This is a genomic window from Rhodococcus sp. 05-2254-5 (assembly GCF_002258575.1).
Lineage (GTDB): Bacteria > Actinomycetota > Actinomycetes > Mycobacteriales > Mycobacteriaceae > Rhodococcoides > Rhodococcoides fascians.
Genome location: NZ_NOZG01000007.1, coordinates 1 through 23,107, shown reverse-complemented (window position 1 = coordinate 23,107; position 23,107 = coordinate 1). Strand labels below are relative to the sequence as shown.

The 23,107-nt window shown below is 63.9% G+C and carries 25 protein-coding genes; 15 read left to right on the top strand and 10 right to left on the bottom strand.

What is annotated here, in order from left to right:
* Positions 1 to 4: 4 nt before the first annotated feature.
* From CH278_RS05400 to CH278_RS05390, 3 genes are all read left to right on the top strand, one after another.
* Complete coding sequence (locus CH278_RS05400; RefSeq protein WP_052068991.1) at positions 5 to 1,222, top strand: lipase family protein; 1,218 nt, start codon at positions 5 to 7, stop codon at positions 1,220 to 1,222.
* 19 nt (positions 1,223 to 1,241) lie between these two features.
* Positions 1,242 to 2,075 (top strand): alpha/beta fold hydrolase, encoded by an 834-nt coding sequence (locus tag CH278_RS05395; RefSeq protein WP_032371744.1) that lies wholly within the window; start codon positions 1,242 to 1,244, stop codon positions 2,073 to 2,075.
* An 84-nt stretch (positions 2,076 to 2,159) separates the two neighbouring features.
* Positions 2,160 to 3,242 (top strand): M20 family metallopeptidase, encoded by a 1,083-nt coding sequence (locus CH278_RS05390; protein ID WP_032371743.1) that lies wholly within the window; start codon positions 2,160 to 2,162, stop codon positions 3,240 to 3,242.
* Here CH278_RS05390 and CH278_RS05385 read toward each other — a convergent pair.
* On the bottom strand, positions 3,203 to 4,228 hold the full coding sequence (locus tag CH278_RS05385) for a LacI family DNA-binding transcriptional regulator (RefSeq protein ID WP_094621357.1): 1,026 nt from the start codon (positions 4,226 to 4,228) through the stop codon (positions 3,203 to 3,205). The two genes, CH278_RS05390 and CH278_RS05385, sit on opposite strands and share 40 nt — an antisense overlap.
* A 202-nt stretch (positions 4,229 to 4,430) precedes the next feature.
* Here CH278_RS05385 and CH278_RS05380 point away from each other — a divergent pair, with 202 nt between their 5' ends.
* From CH278_RS05380 to CH278_RS05345, 8 genes are read left to right on the top strand one after another with little or no spacing between them, the layout of a single operon-like run.
* Positions 4,431 to 5,297, top strand: a complete 867-nt coding sequence (locus CH278_RS05380) for a BtpA/SgcQ family protein (protein ID WP_230592013.1) — start codon at positions 4,431 to 4,433, stop codon at positions 5,295 to 5,297.
* A gap of 3 nt (positions 5,298 to 5,300) precedes the next feature.
* A complete protein-coding gene (locus CH278_RS05375; RefSeq protein ID WP_094621356.1) occupies positions 5,301 to 6,197 on the top strand; it encodes a carbohydrate kinase family protein in 897 nt (298 codons plus the stop codon).
* Positions 6,194 to 7,207, top strand: a complete 1,014-nt coding sequence (locus CH278_RS05370; RefSeq protein ID WP_032367057.1) for a substrate-binding domain-containing protein — start codon at positions 6,194 to 6,196, stop codon at positions 7,205 to 7,207. Before CH278_RS05375 ends, CH278_RS05370 begins: the two co-directional genes overlap by 4 nt.
* Positions 7,208 to 7,211: 4 nt before the next feature.
* Complete coding sequence (locus CH278_RS05365; RefSeq protein ID WP_032367058.1) at positions 7,212 to 7,997, top strand: ATP-binding cassette domain-containing protein; 786 nt, start codon at positions 7,212 to 7,214, stop codon at positions 7,995 to 7,997.
* Positions 7,994 to 9,028: an ABC transporter permease gene (locus CH278_RS05360; RefSeq protein WP_032367059.1), complete on the top strand. Its 1,035-nt coding sequence runs from the start codon at positions 7,994 to 7,996 to the stop codon at positions 9,026 to 9,028. The genes CH278_RS05365 and CH278_RS05360 overlap by 4 nt, the downstream gene beginning before the upstream one ends.
* Positions 9,025 to 10,050, top strand: a complete 1,026-nt coding sequence (locus CH278_RS05355; protein WP_032367060.1) for a phosphotriesterase family protein — start codon at positions 9,025 to 9,027, stop codon at positions 10,048 to 10,050. Before CH278_RS05360 ends, CH278_RS05355 begins: the two co-directional genes overlap by 4 nt.
* Positions 10,051 to 10,059: 9 nt before the next feature.
* The gene (locus CH278_RS05350; protein WP_094621355.1) at positions 10,060 to 10,812 is read left to right on the top strand and encodes a glutamine amidotransferase; all 753 of its coding nucleotides are present in this window, start codon (positions 10,060 to 10,062) and stop codon (positions 10,810 to 10,812) included.
* A complete protein-coding gene (locus tag CH278_RS05345; RefSeq protein ID WP_094621354.1) occupies positions 10,809 to 11,429 on the top strand; it encodes a TenA family protein in 621 nt (206 codons plus the stop codon). Before CH278_RS05350 ends, CH278_RS05345 begins: the two co-directional genes overlap by 4 nt.
* A gap of 68 nt (positions 11,430 to 11,497) precedes the next feature.
* On the opposite strand, the gene CH278_RS05340 is transcribed toward CH278_RS05345, so the two are convergent.
* From CH278_RS05340 to CH278_RS05310, 7 genes are all read right to left on the bottom strand, one after another.
* Positions 11,498 to 11,938: an Hsp20/alpha crystallin family protein gene (locus tag CH278_RS05340; RefSeq protein ID WP_027495425.1), complete on the bottom strand. Its 441-nt coding sequence runs from the start codon at positions 11,936 to 11,938 to the stop codon at positions 11,498 to 11,500.
* A gap of 175 nt (positions 11,939 to 12,113) precedes the next feature.
* Positions 12,114 to 13,511 carry an MFS transporter gene (locus tag CH278_RS05335; protein WP_094621665.1) on the bottom strand — a complete coding sequence of 466 codons (1,398 nt, stop codon included), beginning with the start codon at positions 13,509 to 13,511 and terminating at the stop codon, positions 12,114 to 12,116.
* A gap of 158 nt (positions 13,512 to 13,669) precedes the next feature.
* A complete protein-coding gene (gene eda / locus CH278_RS05330; RefSeq protein ID WP_094621353.1) occupies positions 13,670 to 14,329 on the bottom strand; it encodes a bifunctional 4-hydroxy-2-oxoglutarate aldolase/2-dehydro-3-deoxy-phosphogluconate aldolase in 660 nt (219 codons plus the stop codon).
* The gene (locus tag CH278_RS05325; RefSeq protein ID WP_094621352.1) at positions 14,326 to 15,738 is read right to left on the bottom strand and encodes a mannitol dehydrogenase family protein; all 1,413 of its coding nucleotides are present in this window, start codon (positions 15,736 to 15,738) and stop codon (positions 14,326 to 14,328) included. The genes eda and CH278_RS05325 overlap by 4 nt, the downstream gene beginning before the upstream one ends.
* On the bottom strand, positions 15,735 to 16,670 hold the full coding sequence (locus tag CH278_RS05320; protein WP_057474613.1) for a sugar kinase: 936 nt from the start codon (positions 16,668 to 16,670) through the stop codon (positions 15,735 to 15,737). Before CH278_RS05320 ends, CH278_RS05325 begins: the two co-directional genes overlap by 4 nt.
* Positions 16,671 to 16,678: 8 nt before the next feature.
* Positions 16,679 to 17,884 (bottom strand): D-mannonate dehydratase ManD, encoded by a 1,206-nt coding sequence (gene manD, locus CH278_RS05315; RefSeq protein WP_032374833.1) that lies wholly within the window; start codon positions 17,882 to 17,884, stop codon positions 16,679 to 16,681.
* Positions 17,881 to 18,927, bottom strand: coding sequence for an alcohol dehydrogenase catalytic domain-containing protein (locus CH278_RS05310; RefSeq protein WP_094621351.1), 1,047 nt, complete (start codon positions 18,925 to 18,927; stop codon positions 17,881 to 17,883). The genes manD and CH278_RS05310 overlap by 4 nt, the downstream gene beginning before the upstream one ends.
* Positions 18,928 to 19,046: 119 nt before the next feature.
* On the opposite strand from CH278_RS05310, the gene CH278_RS05305 reads away from it, so the two are divergent.
* Positions 19,047 to 19,760, top strand: a complete 714-nt coding sequence (locus CH278_RS05305; RefSeq protein ID WP_032389681.1) for a GntR family transcriptional regulator — start codon at positions 19,047 to 19,049, stop codon at positions 19,758 to 19,760.
* 69 nt (positions 19,761 to 19,829) lie between these two features.
* On the opposite strand, the gene CH278_RS05300 is transcribed toward CH278_RS05305, so the two are convergent.
* Positions 19,830 to 20,999, bottom strand: coding sequence for a thiolase family protein (locus tag CH278_RS05300; RefSeq protein ID WP_032371733.1), 1,170 nt, complete (start codon positions 20,997 to 20,999; stop codon positions 19,830 to 19,832).
* 93 nt (positions 21,000 to 21,092) lie between these two features.
* Between CH278_RS05300 and CH278_RS05295 the strand changes: the two genes are divergently transcribed.
* Entirely contained in the window at positions 21,093 to 21,563 is a 471-nt protein-coding gene (locus tag CH278_RS05295; protein WP_094621350.1) for a winged helix-turn-helix transcriptional regulator, read from the top strand.
* A gap of 29 nt (positions 21,564 to 21,592) precedes the next feature.
* On the top strand, positions 21,593 to 21,757 hold the full coding sequence (locus CH278_RS27360) for a hypothetical protein (protein ID WP_155290302.1): 165 nt from the start codon (positions 21,593 to 21,595) through the stop codon (positions 21,755 to 21,757).
* A gap of 23 nt (positions 21,758 to 21,780) precedes the next feature.
* Here the strand turns inward: CH278_RS27360 and CH278_RS05290 are convergent, their stop codons facing one another.
* Positions 21,781 to 22,371 (bottom strand): LysE family translocator, encoded by a 591-nt coding sequence (locus CH278_RS05290; protein WP_094621349.1) that lies wholly within the window; start codon positions 22,369 to 22,371, stop codon positions 21,781 to 21,783.
* Between the two features lie 52 nt (positions 22,372 to 22,423).
* Here CH278_RS05290 and CH278_RS05285 point away from each other — a divergent pair, with 52 nt between their 5' ends.
* The gene (locus tag CH278_RS05285) at positions 22,424 to 22,978 is read left to right on the top strand and encodes a CGNR zinc finger domain-containing protein (RefSeq protein WP_052073932.1); all 555 of its coding nucleotides are present in this window, start codon (positions 22,424 to 22,426) and stop codon (positions 22,976 to 22,978) included.
* Positions 22,979 to 23,107 lie beyond the last annotated feature (129 nt).

Here is a 23,107-nt window from a genome sequence, read left to right as displayed (position 1 = left end):
CGATATGCCCGCATCCATTGCCCTGCCGTCTCGCCGAGTCTTCGCAATTGCGTGCGGGCTCACGCTGCTGACGGCCGTCGGATGCAGTTCGTCGCCCGCTGGACCCGACTCGCCCGCGCCCGCAAGTACGTCTGCAGCACAGTCGCAGTACGAGCTGACGGGCACTGCGGGGACGCTGCTCGAATCGGAGGATTTCGGGTCCCGGTCGGCCAGGCTCACTGCGACAGGTGCGACCGTCTATCGCTTCGTGTACGAATCGACATCCGGTGTCGATGATTCTGCGACGGCGGTCTCCGGCGTCGCCGCTGTTCCGCCCGGTACACCTCCGGCAGGTGGATGGCCGATCGTCGTCTACGGCCACGGCACCACCGGCGTACAAGCCGACTGCGGGCCCTCCCTGTACCCCGACCTACTCGGATTGGACTCCACGGTCGAGGCTTTCACCGAACTCGGCTACGTCACGGTGCTACCCGACTATCAAGGACTCGGCAGCGGAGACGGCACCCACCCGTACCTGGAGCCGCGCACTGCGGGCCACAACATGATCGACGCGGCTCGCGCCGTCCACAACGGCCTGCCCGAGACCTCTGCTCGGTGGGCAGCCGTCGGACTGTCGCAGGGCGGGCAAGCAGCCTGGGCCGCAAACGAATTGAACTCCAGCTATGGGCAAGGGCTGGAACTGATCGCCTCGGTCTCACTGTCCCCGCCCACGGATCTGGCACCGCTTGCGCGTGCCGCCAGGGACGGCACCCTGACCACACCGCAGAAAGGGCTGCTGCCGTACCTGCTCTACGGGGCGCAACAGGTCGATCCCACCCTCGACCCTCGGGACTACAGCGGCACGGTCGCTCAGACCAACACAGAACTACTACTCGCGTGCCAGGGCACGAACACCGCAACCAAGGAGCGCGCTGTCAGCGAGATGGCACCGACGGAGTTCGCACCGAGATCCCCCGAGGCAGAACAGAAGCTGTTCGATCTGATCGGCCGCTACACCCTCCCTCAGGTACGAACCACCGTGCCGATGTTCGTCGCCTACGGTGCGCGCGACGACATCGTGCTACCGCAGTGGACGGCCGACGCCGTCCGCGCAGCGTGTGCGCTCGGCGATCGGGTTGTCGCTCAGGAACAACCAGAGCAGGGACACAACGTGAGCGACGACTCGGCCATGCAATTCCTCGCCGCCGAATTCGCCGGTGCATCGGTTCCCAGCACGTGCTGACCAACGGAAGGATCCTTCGGTGAGCGAGAGGATCGCACGCTACACCCATGACGGACTCGAGTTCGACGTCCTCGACCAGGGACCTCTGGACGGACCGATTGTATTGCTGCTGCACGGCTTTCCCGAACGTGCCGCGTCGTGGTCCGCAGTGATGGACCAGCTGAACGACGCGGGCTTTCGAACAATCGCGCCCGATCAGCGCGGGTACTCGCCGGGTGCCCGACCCAAACGCCGACGCGACTATCGCGTCGGTGCGCTCGTCGACGACATCGTGGCCCTCATCGACGAAATCGGTGCCCCGGTGCATGTGGTCGGCCACGACTGGGGAGCGATGATCGCGTGGGTCACCGCAGGCCGACGCCCGGATCTGGTGTCGTCGCTGACGGCATTCTCCGTCCCGCATCCGGGGTCGTTCATGACGGCTCTGCTCACCTCGCGACAGATACTCCACTCCTGGTATTTCGCGTTCTTCCAACTGCCGGTGCTCCCCGAGAAATGGATGACGCGGCCCGGCCAGAGGGCCGAAAATTGGTACGAGAGAAGCGGTATGAACGCGGACGACCTGGAGCGCACGCGCACGGACATCGTCGACTACGGCGCACTTCCCTACGCTGTCACTTGGTATCGCGGACTGCCGTTCTTCAACCCTGGTATCGGCCGTCTGCGCATCACAGTGCCGACATCGATGGTGTGGAGTGACGGCGACACTTTCATCGGCCGATCGGCCATCGAACGCGCACAACAGTACGTCGATGCCCGCTACACCCTGACTGTGCTTGCCGGAGTGACGCATTGGATCCCGACTCAGGCACCGACCAAGGCCGCGCAGGCAATCATCGCCAACGCCTCGTAGATGCCTTCGGCAGTGGTGCGGCTATGTGCCTTCTGCGGCGCTTTGCCGCACCACTGCCGAAGGCACCACGGGCATACTGGAGTCATGGATTCCGTCGGACTTCTCACCGAACTGGTCACCCAGCCCACTGTGTCGGGTGATCCTCGTCCCCAGCGCTCGTCGATGGACGCAATCGTGTCCGTCCTCAGGGCCCGCGTCGGTTACCTTGCCATCGACGGCGATCCGGATGGTCCCCACCCATGGCTGTTGATCACCAATCCCTCCCCGCCGACGTCGACGCGGTTGATGTTCGCGTGCCACGTGGACACCGTGCCGGCGGGTGATCTGTCGAATTGGCAGTTCGATCCCTTCGCCGCGGATATCGAACACGGGGTACTCCGTGGCCGCGGCACCTCGGACATGAAGGCCGGGCTTGTTGCCGCCACCGCTGCGGTGATGGACGCCTTCGACAACGGGGTTCCTGCCGCCCTGTTGCTCACCAGCGACGAAGAGATCGGGTCACTCGGTGCGCGTGCCGCTCGCCACGCCGTCGCCGAGTGCGCCGTAGGAGCGGTCGTGGTTCCCGAGGCGACAGGGAACCAGGTACACCTGGGGCATCGAGGAGCACTGTGGGTCGATGTGACCACCAAAGGCATTGCAGCACACGGAAGTACTCCGCATCGGGGTGAGAGTGCAATCATGAAACTGGTCGACGTGTTGACACGAGCCCGCACCGAGCTCCCGCTGTCTACGGATCAGTTCCTGGGCGCCGAAACGTTCAACGTGGGATTGATCGACGGCGGCTCGGCACCCAACATCGTTCCTGACACCGCACACGTCGTCGTCGACCATCGCACCGTCGGGGACGGCTCGGCACTGCTGTCCTGGTGGCGCGATCAACCCGAGGTCGATCACGCCGACGCTCGCATCGATCTGCCCGGAGTTCGCACACCCCAAGGCGACCGATGGGTGGATGGCCTTCCGCATACCGTTGCTAAAGAACCGGTCACGTACTTCACCGACGCGTCCATCATCGGATCCGCTGCCCCCGGTGCCCCTATTGTCGTGTGGGGGCCGGGGACGCCAACACTGATGCACGCCGCCGACGAAACCGTCACGCTCGACGAGCTCGATGCGGCGATCGTGGCCTACACCGCGGCGACGCGTGCGTGGCCGACCGTCGACTGACGGACCACCAACTCCGGCTGCAACGCGATGTGCGCAGTGCCGGTGTGATCGCTGTTCATGGCCTGATCCAGTAGGCGAGTGGCCTCCGCAGCGATTCGTTCCTGCGGTTGCCGGATGGTGGTCAGCGGCGGATTGCTCAATGCAGAGAACGGAATGTCGTCGAACCCGGTGACCATCACATCGCCCGGGACCGACAATCCCAGAGCCTGGCAGCTCTGCAGCACCCCGAGGGCGATCAGGTCGTCCGCACCCACCACCGCATCGGGCCGCGTGGGAGCAGCAAGGATCGAGCGCGACGACTCACGCCCCCAGTCGATCGAATAATCACCCAACAATGTCCACTCGTCCCGCGTCCGAATCCCCACGCGCTCGGCATGGCGGAAGAAGCCCGCCCGCCGCAACTCCGTCGACGAATTGGTCAGCTCGGAACTGATGAATGCGGCACTCCGAACACCCTGTGCAGCAAGGTGATCCATGATCAGTCCCTGAGCGGCATCATCATCGACGCCGACCCAATCGGTATGAGTATCGAGAGCGAAGCGGTCGAGCTGGACCACAGGGATCGCACGGGCCGACGCACGAACCGCCTCGGCAGAACGTTCTCCATGGCACGGGCTGATGATGATGCCATCGACCTGACGCGAGACCAGACTACGCAGCCGTTGCGCCTCGACTTCCGGATCCGATCGCGAATCGCACAGGAACAACTGCAGTCCACGCTGCGAGAGAACGTGTTCGACATTGACGACGAGCGAGGTGAAGAACGGGTTGGCAATACTGGGCACCACCATCCCAACCGTGTCCGTGCGGTTGCGGCGCAGCGAACTGGCGATGATGTTGCCCGAATAGCCGAGATCGGCCGCCGCCTGCCGAATGCTCGCGGCCACGTCGTCCGACACCGGACGTGACCCCGAGAGCGCCCGGGACACCGTGGCTGTCGAAACGCCCGCGCGCTCCGCGACGTCGCGAATGGTTGCTTTGCGCATCCAACTCCTACTCTCGCGTGTGAACCGAGGCTAGCGAACCGCACGGTCGCTTGCGATGCTGTTTACACAGTAGAGGTAATCGTTTACATAAACGACTCGCGAATTCCTTGACACGACCCGGTGCCGATCGCCTACGGTGCATACATACGAGGCAATCGATTACATCGCCTTGGTCGACGCCCACACCAGAGGAGCTCCTTACGTGAGTACGTCCCCGTCGGATCCGAACCCCTCAGCTTCGCTGGGGGTATTTCCGACAAAGCCGTCGGCGCTGGCCGAGATGTTCACCTCCGCACCCGCACTCATCGGCGCGATCCACCTACCCGCACTGCCGGGCAGCCCGCACTACAAGGGCCAGCCCGTCTCCGAGATCGCAGGCTTCGCCGTGGAGGAGGCGCACGCGTACATCGACAACGGATTCGATGGCGTCATCGTCGAAAATCATTGGGACATACCCTTCCTCAAGCCCGGAGAGCACGGATACGAAACAGCGGCCAGCATGGGCGTCGTCACCGCCTCCGTCGTCGGTGAATTCGGCAGCAGAGTCGGAGTATCAATCCTGTCCAACGCGGGCGAATGCGGCGTGGCCGCAGCGTGGGCCGCCGGAGCGAGCTTCGTGCGGGTCAACCAGTGGGCAAACGCCTACATCGCCAACGAGGGATTCATCGAAGGCCAGGCAGCCAAGACCACCCGCTTTCGCCACCGCATCGGTGCCGACCCGGTCAAGATCTTCGCCGACGTTCACGTCAAGCACGGTGCCCACGCCATCGTTGCCGATCGCACCATCGCCGAACAGACCGAGGACGCAGAATTCTTCGACGCAGACGTGCTCATCGCAACCGGCTCGAGAACCGGTGACGCCGCCTCGGTCGACGAGGTGTCGGTCATCAAGAACAACACGGTCCTCCCCGTCATCATCGGATCGGGAATCACGGCGGCCAACGTCGCCGACCTGATGAACGAATGCGACGGTGCCATCATCGCTTCTTCGGTGAAGGAGAATGCACGCTGGTGGGGCCGGGTCTCCGGCGAGAAGGTTCGCGACGTGTCCCGCGCAGCCGGGAAGTAGACGATGATCGTATTTTTCGGCTACGCCAACAACGATGTCACGGTTCATGTTCCGCATGTTCCGACCCTCGGAGAGAGGGTGCAGGCCACGACGATCGAGTCGATCGACGGCGGCATGAATGCCAACGCCGCAGTGTCGGCAGCCCGCATGGGAGCCCGCGTCGCGTTCGCCGGCGCGGTGGGCCCGGACATTCGATCCTCCGAATTCCTCGCGGCCCTCGAACGCGACGGAGTCGACACCAGCTGGGCACCGCGCGACGCATTCCTCTCCACCGCAGTGGTTCTCATCGCCGACGGCGGGGACCGATCGATCATCAGCCAGGACGACGCCAACGACGCAGGCAGACTACGCACGGTCCTCGACAAGCTCTCGATCGACGGTGGACGCGTGTTCCTCGACGGCTACCGCGCATCGATGCTCCCACCCACGCTCCCCGACAACGTCGGCCTCGCCATCGACCTCGACGGCTGCGACGACGTCGACGCCGCACTGCACGCATTTGCCCTTGCCGACCACGTCATCGTCGGACGCAGTCTGTGGCAGAACAGCTTCGGCATCCCAGCCGAACGGTGGCCGATACTGACCGCCGAGCACGACACCCACCTCGTCGTCACCGACGGCGAACGCGGGTGGACTCTGGTCACACCCTCGGGTGAGACCATCACCGAACCGGCAGTATCGGTCGACGTCATAGATGCCGTCGGAGCCGGAGACTGCTTCTGCGGCACCTACATCGCCTTCATCGACGCGGGCGAACCCCCTATCCACGCAGCCCGAATGGCGGGAATCTCGGCAGCACTCGCCTGCGCTACAGCCGGACCACGCGGATGCCCCACTCCAACCGAACTCGCCGACTTCACCTCCACCCTCGCCACTGTCGATCTCCAGGAGACCCGATGATCAAACGCGCACTCCCCCTCGTTCTCGGTGCCGCACTTGCGCTCACCCTCACCTCGTGCGACTCCGCATCCAGCAGCGACACCGCGGGCGGAACCGACGCAGCCGCGTCGAGCATCCCGGATCCGAGCCGCGTCGCCGATTCGTGCGACGGCAAGAACGGCACCCTCAAGGTCGGTCTCGTCACCATCAACCTGCAGGCCCTGTTCTTCAACCAGATCAACAACGCAGCCCAAAAGATCGCCGACCAGACCGGCGTCGAACTGCAGATCATCAGCGGCAACGACGACTCGGTCAGCCAGGCCAACGCATTCGACAACCTCATCGCCTCGGGCGTCGACGCGATCATCGTCGATGCCATCGACACGGACGGCATCAAGCCCTCTATCGTCAAGGCCGATGCTGCGGGCATCCCGGTCGTCGCCGTCGACGCCACCGTCGACGATCCTGCCGTGGACACGCAGGTCGGCACCGCCAACGCCGAAGGCGGCGTTCAGATCGGCGACACCCTCACTGCGTTGGCGAACAACACCGGCACCGTGGGAATCGTCGGCGCACTCAACAGCACCATCCAGCTCGAACGTCAGAAAGGCTTCACCGATACCGTCTCGGCGGCCGGGATGACCGTCGGCACCGTGGTCGACGGCCGCAACATCCAGGAGAACGCGCAAACCGCGGCCGAGAACCTGCTCACCGGCAACCCGGACATGCAGTACGTGTACGCCACCGGGGAGCCTGCTCTGATCGGGTTGGTCGCCGCCGTGAACAGTCAGAACGCGCAGGACCGAATTCAGGCCGTCGGCTGGGATCTGTCCGATCAGGCCGTCTCCGCTCTCAACGCAGGGTGGCTGAAAGGCGTCGTGCAGCAGAACACCTTCGAGTTCGGCTACGAGGCCATGAATGCCGCCATCGACCTCGGCTGCGGACGGACCGCACCCGCTGACATCCCGGTACCGACCCAGATCGTCACTCCGGAGAACGTCGGCGACTACATGTACTACCTGGAGAAGTAGCCCTATGGCACAACAAGACCTGACGGTCGCGCCACTGATCGAACTCTCGGGAATCACCAAATCGTACGGCCCGGTGAAATCGCTTCGCGGAGTCGACCTTCGACTCGGTCGCGGCGAAGTACTCGGGGTCGTCGGAGACAACGGCGCCGGCAAGTCGACGCTCATGAAAATCCTTGCCGGCGCCGTCCAACACGACGGTGGAGAGATGCGGGTGAACGGGGAACCGGTGCGCTTCTCGACACCGCTGGACGCGCAACAGAAAAAAATCGGCATCGTCTACCAAGACCTCGCCCTGTGCGACACCTTGGACGTCGCAAGCAATCTGTTCCTCGGCCGCGAGCCACGCAAGGGGCCGTTCCTCGATCGCCACGGGATGCACGAACGTTCCGCCAAGATTCTGGCGGACCTGCACGTGAAGGTGAAGTCGACCTACCAGGAGATCGGGCAACTCTCCGGTGGGCAACGCCAGACGGTGGCCATCGCACGCGCGGTCTCGTTTCGACCGGACGTGTTGATTCTGGACGAACCCACCGCCGCTCTTGCTGTGGCAGAGGTCGAATCGGTCCTCAAACTCATCACCGACGTCGCAGCCCAAGGCGTCGGAGTCATCCTGGTGACGCACCGCCTACAGGACCTGTTCCGGGTCTGCGACCGCATCACCGTCATGTACGAGGGACAGAGCGTCGACGATGTTCCGATCGGCGATCTGAACATCGAGTCGCTCGTCGGATTGATCACGCGCACGCCGGTTCCCCAGCGTTCACCCTCCTCGCCGGAAGGCCGCCCATGATCACCGTGGACAAGAAAGCCCAGCCGACCGTGGAGAAACTCGCGGCACGCCCGACTCTGTGGCAGCAGACCAACAAGCCGACCCTGGCCATGCTCGCGGTCACCATCGCAGTGGCCCTGGTGTTCTCGGTGACGACGTCCTCGTTCCTGACCTTCACCAACATCTCGAACCTCGCGACGCAGATCGCACCGGTTCTCATCATCGCCGTCGCCATGACGTTCGTGATCACCACCGGTCAGATCGACCTGTCGGTCGGAGCGACCGTTGCCTTCGTCGCCGCGATGAGCGCCGAACTCATCCAAGCCGGAGTCGACTCGTCGGTGGTATTCGTCGCGGCACCTCTGATGGGCGCAGCATGGGGCCTGGTCAACGGTTGGCTCGCCGCGTATCAGGGCATTCCGCCGTTCATCGTCACCCTGGCGACCCTGTCCATCATCCGCGGCATCGCGTTGTACAGGACCGAGGGCTTCTCGGTACCGATCACTCCCGGTACCGCCTTCGCGAAACTGGGTACGGCGTCGTGGCTTGGCTTTTCGGCAAGCGCATGGATTGCTCTGGCCGTAGTGATCGTCGGCGCTGTTGCGCTCAACCGCACACGATTCGGCCGCTACGTCACCGGAATCGGCTCGAACGTCGAATCCGTCCGACGCTCCGGCGTCAACACCCGTCGCGTGCTGATGATGACCCTGGTGTTCACCGGGCTCGCCGCGGGCATCGCGGGCCTATTGATCGCTGCACGACTCGGATCGGGATCGGCCAACTCCGCCAATGGTTTCGAGCTCACCGTCATCACCGCAGTGGTGTTGGGAGGCACCAACCTGTTCGGCGGCCGGGGAACGGTCATCGGCACCGTCATCGGTGCAGTGTTGACCGGCATCATCGCCAACGGCCTGACGCTACTCGGTGTGAGCCCGTTCCTGACACCGATCATCACCGGTGTCGTTCTGCTCGTTGCCATCTGGATCAACATGCGCGGGCACTCTCTGGCATCGCTGTTCAAGCACCTGCAGAGCGCACCGGGTAAGCAATGATCGTCCAGACCGTCACCGGGCCGATCGACTCCAGCGAACTGGGACTGGTGCTACCGCACGAGCATCTGCACAACGACGCCTCGGCCGCGTATTCCGAAGCTGCCGACCCGGCTCTGGCGCAGTTGCTGTCCGGTCCGGTATCGGCGGACCGCGCCTGGCTGCTGCAAGACAACCCGTACCACAGCGCAGACAACTGCCGAGTGGACGACGCGGCGGCCGTACTCGACGACCTGAAAGTGTTCGCGGACAACGGCGGTACCACGGTCGTCGACCTCACGCCGCCGGGCATCGGGCGGCGACCCGAGATCCTCGAGCACTACTCACGCGAGTCCGGAGTACGCGTCGTCATGGGTTCGGGCTGGTATCTCGAACCCACGCACCCGCCCGAGGTCACCGCGCTCGGTATCGACAACCTCGCGGCCCGGCTCATCGCCGAATTCACCGGCGACGGGCCGCGGCCGGGGGTGATCGGTGAGATCGGCGTTTCGCCGTCCTTCACCGACGCCGAGGCCAAAGCGCTGAGAGCCGCCTGCATCGCCCAAAGAGAAACCTACGTCCCTTTGTTCGTCCATCTCCCGGGCTGGCAACGCAGAGGACATCAAGTCCTCGACATCGTCGTGGACGAGATGGGTGTCGACCCGGCAGCTGTGGTGCTCTGCCACATGGACCCCTCGGGCGACGACCCCGACTATCAGTGCGCCCTCGCCGATCGCGGAGTCTTCCTCGAGTTCGACATGATCGGCATGCCCTTCGAGTTCGCAGGCGAGGGCCAGTCGCCGTCGCCCGCCGATACGGCGTTCGCGATCTGCGGCCTCGTCGGTGGCGGCTATCGATCCCAGTTGCTGCTCAGTCACGATCTCTTTCTCAAGTCGATGCTCCGCAAGTTCGGTGGCAACGGATTGGCCTACGTTCCAGTCTCTTTCGCAGCGCGGCTGGTCCGCAGCGGAATGGACGCACACCACGTCTCCTCGCTCATGCAGGACAACCCCAGGTCGCTCTTCGAGAGCGCCGGAAAAGGATAGAGAACCACCATGGGTAAGAAAGTTCTGATCGCCGGCGAAAGCTGGATGACCTCGTCCACCCACGTCAAAGGCGTCGACGAATTCACCGTCCATTCCTACGTAGAAGGGATCGGCCCCCTGCGCGACGCGCTCACCTCGCGCGGGCACGAAGTGGTTCACATGCCCGCGCACCTCGTTCCCACACAATTCCCCGGCACGTCCGAGGCACTGTCCGAGTTCGACGTCATTGTGCTCTCGGATATCGGAGCCAATTCGATTCAACTCGCGCCCAACGTGTTCGACCGCTTCCAGGCCGGCGACGACAGGCTCGCCGCACTGCGTGAGTGGGTGAGCAGCGGAGGAGGACTGATCATGATCGGCGGGTACCTGTCGTTCTCCGGTTTCCAAGCGCGCGCCGCGTATCGGCAGACTGTGCTCGCCGACGTATTGCCGGTGACACTGCTGGCCGAAGACGACCGAGTCGAGGCTCCCGGCGGAATGGTTCCCGATGTCGTCGACAGCACGCACGCCGCACTGGGTGCCAGCGGAACACAGTGGCCCGCCTTGCTCGGTTACAACCGAGTGGTGCCGAAGGAGCGCGTTACCGTGCCCGCCACCATCAATGGAGATCCGCTCGTCGCGGTCGGCGAATACGGCTCGGGCCGATCCGCGGTCTTCACCTCCGATTGCTCGCCGCACTGGGCCCCGCCCGAGTTCTGCGAACAATGGCCCGGTTACACCGACCTGTTCGACGGCTTGATCACGTGGGTTGCCGGCGCGTGACCCGCTCGCAGCAACTCGTCGAGCGTCAACAGCCCAACCTCGCTGCTGCTCAGCAAGTTCGGTTCATCGTGCAATCGACGGACGGATCACTCTCCGACGAGGACTTTCGAAGGTACCTGGTGATCGAGGAGGCGTTCGTACTCACTGCAGTCCGCATTCTGGGGCTGGTCGTCGCGGAGTCGACGTCATTGGACGACGCGTCGGATCATGTGATGTCGATGTCGAACCTCGTCGGAGAACAGCGAGCGTACTTCGCCGGTCTCCGCGAGAAGTTTCCGTTCGACGGCAATACCGAAGAGTTGATCGCGAGTTCCTCGGCGCTGTCGGACTATGCCCTCGGACTCGTGCAGCGAGAAGGTAGAAGTGCCGCTCTGGTAGCGATGTTCGCTGCCGAAACTCTGTACTTGTCGTGGTGCCGAACTGCGCTGACGTTCTCCACCGAACGCGAACCGGCACTTCAGGAATGGATTGCGATGCACACTCGATCAGCGTTTGCCGCTCAGGTCGACGCTCTGGCCCGAGAAGTCGACCGGATGGCCGCCGTGGACGACGAGACACTCGACAGGTGGTTCGAGGGGATGCTGGCCGCCGAGAACAAATTTCACAACGCAGTGTGAGTGCCTGCGGCAGTGGTGCGGTTATGTGCCCTGGGCGGCGCATTGCCGCACCACTGCGCGAAGCGCACTCAGCTCTTCTGCGGCTCGATGGTCTTCTGCGTGTTGTCGTGGGCGATCTCGATCTTGCGCGGCTTCGCACGCTCCGCCAGCGGGATGGTGACCGTCAGGACGCCGTTGTCGTAGGAGGCCGAGATCTTCTCCGCGTCGACGCCGTCTCCCAGGGAGAGTTGCCGACGGTACGTTCCGGCGAACCGCTCCGACGAAAGCCACTGCACACCATCACTACTCGGAGCGGTGCGATGTGCCGTCAGAGTGAGGGTGCCGCGGTCGATGTCGACGTCGATGGAGCCGGGATCGACGCCGGGTAGGTCGGCGTTGAGTACGTAATGGTCGTCGAGCTTGTACAGATCCATCGGCATGAATCTGGGCGCACGGTCCGAACCACTGGTCGCGCCGAGCATGCCGGCAGCAATGGAGTCGAGGTCACGGAACGGATCGAAGCGAAGCACAGCAACCACCTCCTGTACGACGAAGCGTCCGCCCCTGTGGCGGGCCGCCCTTCACTGTGCAGAACCCAAATTAGCACTCTCCACCGGAGAGTGCCAATAGGGTAGTTCGATTTTTTTGTGTCCAATTGTGTTGCAGTGGTGCAGCTGTGGGCTCAACTGCACCACTGCGGACATCTCAGGCTGCGTCGGCCAGTCTGACGAGATCGCGCCCCTTGGTTTCCGGTGCCAGGTAGGCCGACACCAGGGTGATTGCGGAGTAGATCACGAGCATTGCCGCGATGGGCCACCAGCTACCGGTCCACGCGGTGAGACTGGCCGCGAGCAGCGGTCCGATGGCAGTGGCGAGGATGCCGCCGACCTCCTTGGACAGTGCGAGCTGCGTGAAGCGGGTACGTGCGCCGAACAGCTCCGCCATCGTCACGCTTTCGAGCGAGAACAGGCCCAGCACACCGAGGTTCAGTGCAAGAACCATTGCGACGACGAGGGCTACGGTGTTGCCGCTGGTGACCATCAGCATCAGCGGGAACGCCAGAATCATGGTGAGGGCGCTGAGCACCATGTACATCGGACGGCGGCCGAACTTGTCGCCCAGGATTCCGATGAGCGGAATGGTGGCGAATCCGATGAGCGAGCCGTAGACGATCGCGCTGGTGGCGATGGAACGATCGATCAGCAGCGTCGACGCGATGTAACCGACCAGGAACGTCTGAATCAGTCCGGAGTTGCCCGCCTGACCGAACCGCAGACCCAGCGCGATGGAGAACGCGCGCCCCTTCTTCTGCTTGAGACCGGACTCGAGAACGCTGACCTTCACGTCCTCGTCGGTCTTCTCGATCTCGTCGCGCGAGAGAGCCACACCGTCGACCACGTCGGCACGCTCCTCGAAGACCGGGCTCTCCTTCAGGTTCGAGCGCAACCACACTGCGAAGATCATCAGGAAGAAGCTCGCGAGGAACGGCACTCGCCAGCCCCAGCTCAGCAACTGATCCTCGGACAGGACAGCGAGCAGCAGGGCCCAGATAGCCGAGGCCGCAAGGGTTCCGGAGTTGGTTCCCAGAGAGACCAGCGATGCGATGAGGCCTCGACGCTTGTCCGGTGCGTACTCGACCAACATGACCGTCGCACCGGCGATTTCGGCTCCGGCACCGAATCCCTGGATCAGGCGGAGGGCAACGAGCAGGATCGGTGCCATGATGCCGATCGCGTCGTACGTCGGCAGTGCGCCGATGAGGGTGGTGGATGCACCCATCATCGCAATGGTGATGAACAGGACCTTCTTTCGACCGATCCGATCGCCCATCCGGCCGAAGTAGATGGCACCGACCAGGCGGGCCACGTAGCCGACTCCGTAAGTGGCCATGGCGGCGATCAAGCCGATCGCCGGGCTCACGTCGGGGAAGAAGATGCGATTGAAAACGATCGCGGCGGCGAGCGAATACAGCTGGAAGTCCATGAACTCCATTGCCGTACCCAGCCAACCGGACATCGCCGCCTTGGTGAGGTCTTTAGTGCTGCGAGTCGGGACGGCGGTGTTACCGCGATCGTCCGTCGACTCGTTGGTGTCCTGTGACATCCGAAGCTCCATTGCTGGTGATGATCGATGAGTTCATGATGCGAGTTCGCCGCGGCCTCCGCGAGACCTGTGCCTCATCGAGGAGGGTTGGTGGCGCTCGCCACAGTGATATACAAGCACTGTTATACCAATAGGTCAATGACCCTTCGCGAACCGAACTACGCGGTGCCGAGCGCACTCGCAGAACGGGCCAGTTCCTCTATCGCGGCCCAGTCCCCCGCCTGCACCAATGAGCGCGGGGTGAGCCAGCTACCGCCGACACACACCACATTCGGCAACGCCAGGTAGTCGACGGCGTTCTGCGGGGTGATCCCACCGGTGGGGCAGAACGTCAAGTGCGGCAACGGGCCTGCCAGCGCGCCCAGTGCCGCTGCGCCACCGGAGAACTCGGCGGGAAAGAACTTCATCTCGGTCGATCCGGCCTCGGCAACGGTCATCGCCTCGGTCGCAGTCGACACGCCCGACAGAACAGGCACCGGTAGCGTGCGTACCGCGTCGAGGAGACCCTTCGACGATCCGGGTGAGACCAGGAATCTCGAGCCGGCATCCACCGATCTCATGGCATCGTCGCGGTTCAACACCGTTCCCGCGCCGATGACCACTTCCGGCACGTCCGCAGCGATTGCCGCAATGGCACCGAGCCCGGCCTCGGACCGCAACGTCATCTCGATGATGCCGATACCGCCCGCATAGAGTGCACGCGCCAGCGGCACTGCGTCCTCGACCCGATCGATGACCACCACAGGAATCACCGGGCTCACGCGCAATACGTCGCGAGCGGTAAGGCTTTCGCCAGAAATAGTGGGTTCGAAGGTCATACGAGTACTCGTTTCCACTCGCTCAGCGAGTTGGTCCGTAGGAAGTCGGTCCACGCAACGACCTGCGTGCCGAACGGTGACGTGGGCCCGAGATCGGACCCGAAGATGGACTCGACAGCGAGCAGGTCCGACGCCGACCCGGCCCGAGCCAAGTGCGCCGACAACGGATCGTCCAGTGCACGTCCGGCTTTCGTCTCGGCCAGAACGAAGGCGCACCAGGCTGCGACGGCGAGTGCGAGCATGTCCGTCGAGCCACCCGCCGACGCCGCGTCCCGCACGGTTCCGAGTAGGCGCGGTCCGAGCTTCTGCGATCCGTCCATCGCCACCTGCCGGGTGGTGTGTTTCAGCGCCGGGTTGGCGAATCTCGTGCGTACCTCGTTGCCGTACCCGACAGCGTCCATTCCGCCGGCCGTCGTCGGCGCAACATCTCGGAGAACCATGGCCCGGCATATCTCGTCGAGCTCCGGATCCTGGACCGCCTCCGCGATAGTGTTGTGTCCACGCAGAATTCCGAGGTAGGCCAACACCGAGTGGGTGGCATTGAGGACGCGCAACTTCATGGTCTCCCACGGCTCCACGTCGTCGACGAACTGCACGCCCACTCGATCCCAGGCCGGACGCGGACCAGCGAAATTGTCCTCGATCACCCATTGCCGGAAGGGCTCGCACACCACCAGGGCATCGTCGCGCAGTCCCGTTCTTCGTTCGTTGTCCGCCCTGTCCTCATCAGTGGTAGCCGGCACGATTCGATCGACCATGCTGCTGGGGAATGTGACTCGATGCGAGATCCATTCGGCCAGGCCATCGTTCATGCCGCGGGCCTCGACGAAAGCACTGACGAGTTCGGACAGAATCCGCCCGTTCGACGGTAGGTTGTCGCAACACAACACCGTGAGAGGCGCATCGCCCGCCATGCGTCGAGCCAAGCCCGCCACCAACTGTCCGGCAACGGTGCGCGGCGGCCTGCCGGCCAGATCCGCCGCGATCTCCGGATCGTCCAGGCGCAATCGACCCGACGCGGGGTCGAGTCGATAGCCCTTCTCGGTCACCGTCAGCGTGACGATGTGCGTGGCGGGATCGGCGATGGCCTCGACCACCGCGTCGGGGTTCGCGGCTGCGTTCCGTACGGCGAGCATCGAACCGACGACGGTCGCCGTCGTCTCCTCGGTTCCCTTCTGCACCAGGGTGAACAACCCGTCCTGTGGGGCAAGCTGTTCCACCACGGTGTTACTGCGCTGGGTGAAACCGGTGATGCCCCAATTGGTCTCACCGGTCAGCAGCGCCGCCTCGGAGGTGAACGCGGCCTGATGCGCCCGATGGAATGCCCCGACGCCGAGATGCACGATTCCGCTGGCGGTGGGACGAACGACCTCGGCGGTCGCATCGGACAATCGCGTGGCCACCGTCATGTCGTCACTCGTTCTCTGTGACGTCGGATTTCGGACAGCGGTGCGATGAGACCAGTGCCGCCCCGCCCGCCGACGCTCAGCGATGCCGCAGCAGCTGCCATGGCCGCCGCCTCGCGAAGATCGTCGCCGAGAGCGAGACGCGCCGTCAGGGTGCCGGCGAACACATCACCGGCACCGGTCTGATCGATGACCTCGAGCGCGGGGATCACCGGCTGGTGCGACGTCCCCGCAGCGGTGAAGATGCTGGACCCTTCGGACCCTCGCGTGACCACCACGGAACGTGCACCCCAGCCCATCAGGAAAGCTGCAGCAGCCTCTGGTTCGGTTGTGCCCAGGAGCAATTCGATCTCGCTCGGTGCCGATGGCACCATCACCTCGGTACAGGGAGCAACGCTCTGCAGGAATGCGCGGGCCTCGTCGGCCGTGGTCAACCTGGGGCGAAAGTTGGGGTCGTAGACGAATCTGCTCGACCGCTGCGCCGCGTGCAGCATCGTGCGGGCGAGCGTCGGCGACAGTGCCGCAGCGATTCCGCCGCCCAGCACGGCACCCGCGTTCTCGATCACACCCTCGGGCAGGTCCGCCACATCGAGCTGACTGCCCACCGATCCGGCTCGGGCATAGGAGAATTGGCGATTCCCCTCGGGATCGATGTGCAGGAAGTAGACACCCTGCTGTCCGGGAACTCGCCGAATGCAGGTGTCGTCGATGCCGAGTTCACGAATTCGCCGACAGACGGCGTCGCCGAGCTCGTCGTCGGATACCCGCGCGATCAGCGCGACCGAGGCACCCGCGGCCGCGGCCGCGGCACCTGCGTTGACGACGTCTCCCGACACCCCGAGCACCCCGTGCGCTCCGTGCCGGAAGGCCTCGGTGGTCGAAACCTCCACGAGGGGCTCGCCGAGCAGGACGACATCGAATTGCGTTGTGGTCATGTGGCGCTTCACCAATCGTGCATGCTGCCGTCGAGACGGCGATTGACGGGCAGATACTTGGGGTTGTACGGGTACTTCGCGGCGGCCTCTTCGTTCACCTCGACGCCGATGCCCGGCTTGTTTCCCGGGTGCATGAAACCGTCGGTGAAGGTGTAGCTGGTCTGGAACACATCGCCGGTCGGGTCGACGTGACCCATGTACTCCTGCACGCCGAAGTTCGGGATCGACAGATCGACATGCAATGCGGCTGCGAGGGAGACGGGCGAAAGATCGCCCGCACCATGAGATCCGGACCGAACGCCGTACAGATCCGCCAACGAGAAGATTCTGCGCAGATGGGTGATGCCGCCGGCGTGTGAGACCGACGCTCGGATGTAGTCGATCCACCGGTTGGTGATCAGATCCTGGCAGTCCCAGATCGAGTTGAAGATCTCGCCGACGGCAATCGGGGTGGTCGTGTGTTGGCGAATGGTGGCGAAGGCACTCTGATCCTCGGCGGGAGTGGGATCCTCGATCCAGAACATGCGCATCTCTTCGAGGTCGCGCCCGAGTCGTCCAGCCTCGATCGGGCTCAGACGGTGGTGCACGTCGTGGAGCAGGTGAAAGTCGAACCCGTGACGTTCACGCACGGCACCGAGCATCTGCGGTGCGAACCGCATGTACGGGGCGGTATCCCACGAATCTTCCTGCGGCGCAGCGCCGGAGGCGGGTTCGTAGAAACCGTCGACCGGGATTCCATAAGTCTTCTTCAGACCAGGAATGGCCGACTGGGCGCGAATTGCTTTGTAGCCCTTGTCGAGATGCGCTTGGACGTCGTCGAGCATCTCTTCGATGCTACCGCCGCTGGCGTGCCCGTAGACCATGATTCCGTCTCGTGCAGCACCGCCGAGGAGCTGGTAGACCGGCATATCGGCGGCCTTGCCCTTGATGTCCCACAGTGCGACGTCGACGGCTGCGATGGCCGTCATGGTCACCGGGCCACGTCGCCAGTAGGCACCCTTGTACAGGTACTGCCAGATGTCTTCGATCCGATGGGGATCGCGTCCGATCAGAAGTGGCGCAATGTGGTCCTTCAAGTACGACTCGACTGCGAGCTCGCGTCCGTTCAGCGTCGCATCACCCCACCCGACGATGCCCTCGTCGGTGGTGATCTTGAGCGTGACGTAGTTGCGGCCCGGAGCCGTCACGATGACGGTGGCGTCGATGATTTTCATTGCGGTCCTTGCGAAGTGGTGTCGATGACGATCTTGAGCTGGGTGGGGTCGGTGAGCGCGGCCTCGAGCGCTGCGGCAGATTCGGCCAACGGGTACGTCGATGTGACGAGTGCCGCGAGGTCCACTCGCGCCGATCCGGCGAGTGCGATCGCGTCGGCGAATGCCGAAGGGCCGTAACGGAAGCACCCGCGGATGTCGAGCTCCCAGCGTTGCACTGCTCCGATGGGGAATTCGGCAGACGCGCGTCCGGGCACGCCGACAAGCGCCAGAATGCCTGCCGGGCCGAGTGAGCGTGCCGCGTCGGCAATGGCTCCGGGATGTCCCGAGCAGTCGAAGGCAATGTCGAAAGCGCCTTCCGGCAGTGCGTCTTTGCCGGAACGCATTGTCGTGGTGGCACCCAGCGCTGCCGCGACCTCGAGTCGAGCTGGTGCGACGTCGGTGATGGTCGTCTCCGACGCGCCCAGGGCGATGACCGTCTGCAGAACCAACAGACCGATGGGCCCGGCACCGGTGATCGCGATGCGCTTGCCCAGCACCGACCCGACCCGTGCGGCAGCCCACGCTGCGACGGCCAGGGGCTCGATCAGCGCAGCGACGTCGTCGTCGATCGAATCCGGGAGTGGGTGCGCGAATTCGTTTGCGAGAACGACGGATTGCCGCAGCAGTCCGTGGTTCGGTGGGGATCCGAAACAGACAACGCTGGGGCAGACGTTGTAGTGACCGCTCAGGCTCAGCGGTGAGGTGCCCTTCGGAATCGCGGGTTCGATGGCCACTCGCTGGCCGATCCGGTCCTGGGACACGCCCGCGCCGACCTCGGTGACGACCCCGAATCCCTCGTGGCCCAAGACGGTGGGCTGCGTCAGCGAGTTGGAGCCGTTGCGGCCGTCGGCGTAGTAGTGCAGGTCCGAGCCACACAGGCTCACGCCGTGTACCTCCACCCTCACCTGGCCGTCGCCGACCTGCATACGGTCGATCTTCTCGATCCGCAGGTCACGTGGACCGTGTAGGACGGCTGCCTCGTCGTTGCCGCTGATCACTGCCATCGCTGTAGAGCCTCCGCCGTAGTGCCTTGAATATCAGTACTACCATACTAGTGACGGGCAGCACTTCGTCAAGGCTTCGGCCCTGTGGGTCACCGACGAGGTCACGTTAGTCTTGACCGGTGAGCACACAGAGCAGCAGGAAAGTCACCGCACGGGAGCGGGCGTACCGAGAATTGCGCCTACGCATCGTGTCGCTGACGCTCCCCCCGGGTAGCCCGCTGTCGGAGAACGACCTCGCCGAGCAGATGTCCGTGAGCCGCACACCCGTCCGCGAAAGCCTGATCCTCTTGGCCGAAGAGGGTCTGGTTCAGGTCTTCCCACAACTCGGCACCTTCGTCTCGCGGGTCGACACCGACCGTGTTGCCGATGCCCAATTCGTCCGGGAGGCAATCGAAACCGCGTCATTGAAAGATGCAGTCACGTCTCGCTCGGACGAGGACCTCGCTGCGTTGCGCGCCAATCTGGCAGCGCAGGCCGAGCCTGGAATCGACATGGACCAATTCTTCGAATTGGACGAGCAATTCCACCAGCTACTCCTCGCAGCCGGAGGACATTCCGCCGCATGGCGATCCGTCGAATCCGCGAAAGCTCATCTGGACCGGGCCCGACGACTCGGTCTGCGCGATACCCGTCCCATCCCCGACCTCATCGAACAACACACCGCAATAGTCGACGGCCTCGAAGCCCGAGACTTCGAGGCCGCCGCCCAGTCGATGCGCGAGCACCTGCGCGCCGTGTTCGCCGACGTCGAATACATCAAGAGCAAAAGCCCACACCTGTTCTCCAACAGCAACGAACGCCCGACGCGCAAAGTCGTCTCCAGCTGGGAATGAGTGCGGCTGCGCCGCAGTGGTGCGATTATGTGCCCTCGAGAGCACATATCCGCGCCACTGCCGCAGGCATTACAGGCGTTCGATGATGGTGGCGTTCGAGAGCCCGCCGGCCTCGCACATCACCTGTAGGCCGTAACGCTGCTCGCGCTCGGCGAGCGCGTGGACCATGGTCGTCATGATTCGGGCACCGCTGCCGCCGAGCGGATGGCCGATGGCGATGGCCCCGCCGTTGACGTTGACCTTGTTCATGTCTGCGCCGGTTTCCTTCGCCCAGGCGAGCACAACCGACGCAAAGGCCTCGTTCACCTCGAACAGGTCGATGTCGTTCATCGTCAGCCCGGCTTTGGCGAGCACCTTCTTCGTCGCCGGAATGACTGCGGTGAGCATCATCAACGGATCGTCGCCGACCACCGCGAAGCTGTGCAGCCTCGCCATCGGAGTCAGGCCGAGTTCCTTCGCTTTCTCACTGGTCGTGATCATGACGGCCGCACTACCGTCGTTGACCTGACTTGCGTTGCCTGCGGTGATGTTCCAACCGATTTCCGGGAACCGCTGCGCCATGGCGTCGCTGAAGTAGGCCGGTCGCAGTCCCGCCAGCGCATCGAGTGTGGATCCGGTGCGGATCCCCTCGTCGCGTTCGAGTCCGCGGATTGCGGTGATCTCCCGCTTGAAACGCCCCTCTTCGGTGGCTGCGGCAGCCTTCGCATGACTCACTAGAGCGAACTCGTCCATCTCGGTACGGCTGATACCCCATCTCGCCGCGATCAATTCGGCACTGATGCCCTGCGGCACCAACCCTTCCGGATACCTCTCGATGAAACCGACACCTGCCGGATCCTCGGTTCCCACCAGGTTCGACCCCATCGGAATGCGGCTCATCGACTCCGAACCGGTAGCCACGGCCAGATCGTAAGCACCGGAGATCACGCCCTGTGCGGCGAAATGTATTGCCTGCTGGCTACTTCCGCATTGCCGATCGACGGTGGTTGCGGGTACGGATTCCGGATAGCCCGCCGCCAGCGCCGCGCGCCGAGTCATGTTCGACGCCTGATCCCCTACCGCGGTGACAACTCCGCCGATGACGTCGTCGATCTGGCTCGGGTCTATCCCACTGCGCTGCACTACTTCCCGCAGGCTATGGGCCATCAGGTCGACTGGATGCTCGGGATGCAACGTGCCGTTCGCTTTGCCCCGTCCGACCGGGGTTCTGACTGCCTCGACGATGACTGCGTCTCTCATGACGGCTCCTTGTCCGATCGATCCGGTCCTGTCGGATCGCTGACACCACGGTACGAGCTGGCTATAGTTTTGTAAAGTCAGTAGGATCGTGGCATGCCCCTCCACATGGACGGCCCACTGTCCGATCTCGACAGCTGGACAGCAGGTGACCGTTGCTCCATCGCACGCGCGCTGTCGGTGGTCGGCACCCGATCGACGATGCTGATCCTGCGCGAGGCGTTCTACGGAACCACCCGCTTCGATGACTTCAGCCGACGCGTCGGCATCACCGACGCCAGCAGTGCGGCCCGACTCAAAGAACTGGTCGACGTCGGAATCTTCGTCAAGAAGCCCTACCGCCCCGAAAAGGGCAGAACGCGCTACGAATACGTTCTGACGAGAATGGGCGAGGATCTGCTGCCCGTCGTACTCGGATTGATGCAGTGGGGCGACCAGTACCTGCAACAAGACGACGGACCGCTCGACGTCGTCGATTCCCGAGGCGAGCCCGTGCGCGTACGGGTCACCGACCGCGTCGGTTCCGAAGTGCCGATGAACGAGCTGCGAGTACGCGTTGCCGGATGATTGCCGGGCCGACGCGTAGCGTCTCCGCCATGGACGATGAATCGTGCATCGAACCCGAGAATGACCCGCGAGCACAGTGGCGACAGCTACCCGACCCCGTGCAGCCCAGCCACGAGGGCCAGGCCCTGGAATCCGACACCTCCATTTGGGACCACAAACCCAAGAACGACCCGAGCATGGACATCGTTCGCTGATTTGCGCAAGTGCCTTCTTCGGGTCACACCGCTTCGACGGCGAGTGCGACTCCGATACCGATGAAAAGGACTCCGATCACTCGGTTCCAGGATGTCGACTTCGACGAACCACCGGCCAGACGGCCCACAGCCGCGGTGACCACCGCCCAGACCACCACACCGATTGCCACATCCACGATTCCGAGTAACCCGATCTGCAGGGGAAGCGGTCCGTCGGCATCGACGAACTGCGGCAGCAGCGCGACGAAGAACAGAATGGCTTTGGGATTGAGCACGTTCGTCACCAGGCCCATGCGAAACCAGCGCACATCGGAGGTCGCACGCCTCTCCGACGACGACTGTCGCAGCGCGGAAATACCGAGCCACACCAGGTACAGACCCCCGAGAATCTGAATGATGCTCAGCGCCATCGGTGATCGTGAGATGAGCAGTGACAGCCCCACCACCGCAGCGATCATGTGCACGCACAGTCCGGTCTGCGCGCCGAGGCCCGCTCGCCACCCGGCACTACGGCTGCTCGCTGCCGCCCGGGCCACCACCGCGAAGTCCGGACCGGGTATCGCGTAGGCCAACAGCACGACGCCGAGGAACGGTAACCATTGGATGTCCGTCATCGTCTCGACGGTATCTGATGCTTTTACATCCGTAAACCATTAGACTCGGGCGATGGACTGGAACTGGCTCGGCGACCACTTCGCGCTCGACGTGGTCAACACCGTGCAGTTGCAACGCGGCACCTACGTCGAACTGATCGCCTCCACCGCCGATCTCCAGGAATGGGCCGAGCTACAGGGTGCCCGGGTACCCGAGACAATCCCTGACGATGCCGACATCGACACATTCCGGCTGACGCGAGATCACATGCTGGCGCTACTGCGGGCGGTGGCGTCGGACATGGAAGTTCCGGGAGACAGCGTCGACCACATCGACGACATTGCCCGACGCCATCCGGTGACCCGTCGGCTCGATCTCGGGGGCGGCGGTGGCGTCGGACATGTTGTGGGGACGTCGGATCCGGTCGACGCGATACGCGCCCGTGCAGCGTCAGCGGTCATCGATCTACTGAACGGACCGGATCGCGCACGATTGTCACTCTGCGACGCTCCGCGATGCGGTCAACTGTTTCTGCAGGATCGGCCCAATCAGCAATGGTGCTGCAGCGCATGCGGAAATCGAGCCCGTGCGGCACGACACCACGCAAAGGAGAAGCGCGGATCATGAACAGTTCAGTACGCCAGGTGGCTCAGCCGACACATTTACGCCCCCAGCAGCAATCCACACCCCCCACACGGGGCGTAAATTCCTAACAGGGGCGTAGATTGCAACCCCCACCCCCACCCACACATCCAC

Excerpts from the sequence above, each read along its gene's own strand:
- CH278_RS05385 (WP_094621357.1), bottom strand. The coding sequence starts at position 4,228 with ATGCGCAAAGCAACCATTCGCGACGTCGCGGAGCGCGCGGGCGTTTCG.
- CH278_RS05390 (WP_032371743.1), top strand. The coding sequence starts at position 2,160 with ATGGATTCCGTCGGACTTCTCACCGAACTGGTCACCCAGCCCACTGTG.
- CH278_RS05290 (WP_094621349.1), bottom strand. The coding sequence starts at position 22,371 with ATGACGGACATCCAATGGTTACCGTTCCTCGGCGTCGTGCTGTTGGCC.
- CH278_RS05300 (WP_032371733.1), bottom strand. The coding sequence starts at position 20,999 with ATGAGAGACGCAGTCATCGTCGAGGCAGTCAGAACCCCGGTCGGACGG.
- manD (WP_032374833.1), bottom strand. The coding sequence starts at position 17,884 with ATGAAAATCATCGACGCCACCGTCATCGTGACGGCTCCGGGCCGCAAC.
- CH278_RS05370 (WP_032367057.1), top strand. The coding sequence starts at position 6,194 with ATGATCAAACGCGCACTCCCCCTCGTTCTCGGTGCCGCACTTGCGCTC.
- CH278_RS05365 (WP_032367058.1), top strand. The coding sequence starts at position 7,212 with ATGGCACAACAAGACCTGACGGTCGCGCCACTGATCGAACTCTCGGGA.
- CH278_RS27360 (WP_155290302.1), top strand. The coding sequence starts at position 21,593 with ATGGACGATGAATCGTGCATCGAACCCGAGAATGACCCGCGAGCACAG.
- CH278_RS05375 (WP_094621356.1), top strand. The coding sequence starts at position 5,301 with ATGATCGTATTTTTCGGCTACGCCAACAACGATGTCACGGTTCATGTT.
- CH278_RS05350 (WP_094621355.1), top strand. The coding sequence starts at position 10,060 with ATGGGTAAGAAAGTTCTGATCGCCGGCGAAAGCTGGATGACCTCGTCC.
- CH278_RS05325 (WP_094621352.1), bottom strand. The coding sequence starts at position 15,738 with ATGACGGTGGCCACGCGATTGTCCGATGCGACCGCCGAGGTCGTTCGT.
- CH278_RS05310 (WP_094621351.1), bottom strand. The coding sequence starts at position 18,927 with ATGGCAGTGATCAGCGGCAACGACGAGGCAGCCGTCCTACACGGTCCA.
- CH278_RS05355 (WP_032367060.1), top strand. The coding sequence starts at position 9,025 with ATGATCGTCCAGACCGTCACCGGGCCGATCGACTCCAGCGAACTGGGA.
- CH278_RS05285 (WP_052073932.1), top strand. The coding sequence starts at position 22,424 with ATGGACTGGAACTGGCTCGGCGACCACTTCGCGCTCGACGTGGTCAAC.
- CH278_RS05335 (WP_094621665.1), bottom strand. The coding sequence starts at position 13,511 with ATGTCACAGGACACCAACGAGTCGACGGACGATCGCGGTAACACCGCC.
- CH278_RS05320 (WP_057474613.1), bottom strand. The coding sequence starts at position 16,670 with ATGACCACAACGCAATTCGATGTCGTCCTGCTCGGCGAGCCCCTCGTG.
- eda (WP_094621353.1), bottom strand. The coding sequence starts at position 14,329 with ATGACCTTCGAACCCACTATTTCTGGCGAAAGCCTTACCGCTCGCGAC.
- CH278_RS05400 (WP_052068991.1), top strand. The coding sequence starts at position 5 with ATGCCCGCATCCATTGCCCTGCCGTCTCGCCGAGTCTTCGCAATTGCG.
- CH278_RS05360 (WP_032367059.1), top strand. The coding sequence starts at position 7,994 with ATGATCACCGTGGACAAGAAAGCCCAGCCGACCGTGGAGAAACTCGCG.
- CH278_RS05295 (WP_094621350.1), top strand. The coding sequence starts at position 21,093 with ATGCCCCTCCACATGGACGGCCCACTGTCCGATCTCGACAGCTGGACA.